Here is a 1,811-nt window from a genome sequence, read left to right on the forward strand (position 1 = left end):
CATAGATCTCCACCGCCTGAGCCGTCGCGCCAACATTCAGCGCCGGGAAACCGTTACTCCCGAAGCCTCTGATGGTGGGGGTCAAATCGAACGCCTGCTGCATGTCGCGCTGCAGACGATCCATTTCCGCAAGCATGTCGCGGGGAAAGAAAGCTCTGTACATGGCTCAACCTCCAAAACCTAGAACGAACATAACCGTGAAGGACGGGCGCGGCCTACTGGGGCAAGTCCCGCGCATTGCTGGACTGCGAGAAGCGGTTCACATAAGAGCGAAGCCGTGCAGTGATGCGTGGTGAACGGCTTCGCCAGCGCGGGGGCCGCGATTCGGGATAGTTGAATTTCGCCAGTTCCTCATACCCCTTTTGGGTGACTGCCAACACCTGGGCGGCCGCGGCGGAGCCAGACAAGGAAAGCGGGTCCGAAGGCGACGGCACCAGGGCAACGACGAGCCCAGCGGCGCGCAGCACCCTGACCTGATCGATGTCCGCCTCGCGGTAGAACGTGACAGGCAGGCGAGAGCCGGCGATTTGCTTCAGCAAGTTCATGGTCATTTCAATACCTCCTTTTGGGTGCGACCAATTTCCGACGGAAGAAAAGATAGGACACGCCTCACCGATTTCAAGAGGGACTTTTCGACACTCGGGGTGTGCGTCTGACATGCCAAGTGTATGGCGCTATACCGCTAAGGCCCTAAAAAAAACCCGGCCGAAAGGGCCGGGCAGAGGGTTACAGCAAGCCTGCGACCAACCGCAGGACAGACGAATTTACGTCGATGCGGCGGAGCCCAATGTCAGACGATTCCGACGTGAAGGCGTCGACGGCCTAGATCCTCTTGAGCACATTCAGGGCATGCGAATGTGGCACCCGCGAGACTTTGGCATGTTCTTAGCGGCTTGGTCTGCCCGTGGTAGGTGCGACGCCACACCGCGAAGCTGCGCCCGTTTCCCTGTCAGCGGCGACTCGCAGCGGCGCGCACCACCACTGCCGTGGCGAGAAGAATGCTCGAGACCAGAGCAGCGATGGCTAGCAATCCCTTCGAGGTGACTTCGACCCGCGCCTCAAAATGCAAAGGTCTGGTCTCCAACGTGAACGACGCACCTTGTACAGCGATAGGACCCGCATCGGCAGTTGTTGCTTCCACTACCGTCTCCTAGCTGGGGGAGCGGTTGCCGCCAAAAGATACTGACATGCCGGAGAACAGATCCGTAAGCGCATGCACATCGATAGCCGTCAAACCCGAATCTCGCTCTCTCTGAACCGCAACGTGCAAGAGCGCCAGGGTCGCAAGCAGCGTCAAAACTGCGACGAGCAACCAGAACTCCCCTCCCGGACCACGCGGTATGCGCTTCTGAGCTTTTTGCATCATTCGACCTCCTTTGTTTGATGTGTCTTCGGCCTGTGGTTCAGGCGCGCGTCTGAATTCGCGTGTATGAACAACAGGCAAGCCGGGAACCGTTCATCTGATGAACAGCGTCATCATCAGATTTGCGCTCGGCTAAAGGCTCGGAAAATCGATGATTTCAGTGACATCCGAGCTCCTACAAGTTGGAGGCTGGACTCCACGCGCAACGGTCTTGCCAGGAAGCAACGCGCGTGCGCGGCATTCGCCTACGAACTACCGCCCGCGACCCCAGTACATGTATGAAATGCCTAACCTTGTTTTTACCTCCGAGCTGGAAACGCGTGGCGTCAAAGCCTCGAAAGACGAAGACAGGTCCACGGGAAAATGGGGTCGCCCGTCGAGAGATATACGCCGAGTCCGTTGTCCKCTCAGGTTAGGTATCGCAGATGACCATGCGATCGTTCGCGAG

Annotated in this window: 2 protein-coding genes and 1 pseudogene; all 3 read right to left on the bottom strand. The window is 58.3% G+C overall.

The window, feature by feature from the left end:
* Window positions 1-163 (bottom strand): annotated as a pseudogene (locus QMO14_RS33185) (Hsp20/alpha crystallin family protein); the annotation flags it as partial.
* A 52-nt stretch (window positions 164-215) separates the two neighbouring features.
* Entirely contained in the window at window positions 216-551 is a 336-nt protein-coding gene (locus tag QMO14_RS33190) for a hypothetical protein (RefSeq protein WP_301512377.1), read from the bottom strand.
* Between the two features lie 599 nt (window positions 552-1,150).
* Window positions 1,151-1,363, bottom strand: coding sequence for a hypothetical protein (locus QMO14_RS33195; RefSeq protein ID WP_301512379.1), 213 nt, complete (start codon window positions 1,361-1,363; stop codon window positions 1,151-1,153).
* Window positions 1,364-1,811: the final 448 nt, after the last annotated feature.

Source organism: Variovorax sp. CAN15 (assembly GCF_030462475.1).
Taxonomy (GTDB): domain Bacteria; phylum Pseudomonadota; class Gammaproteobacteria; order Burkholderiales; family Burkholderiaceae_C; genus Variovorax.

Coding starts and splice junctions, on each gene's coding strand:
- QMO14_RS33195 (WP_301512379.1), bottom strand. CDS start 1,363: ATGCAAAAAGCTCAGAAGCGCATACCGCGTGGTCCGGGAGGGGAGTTC.
- QMO14_RS33190 (WP_301512377.1), bottom strand. CDS start 551: ATGACCATGAACTTGCTGAAGCAAATCGCCGGCTCTCGCCTGCCTGTC.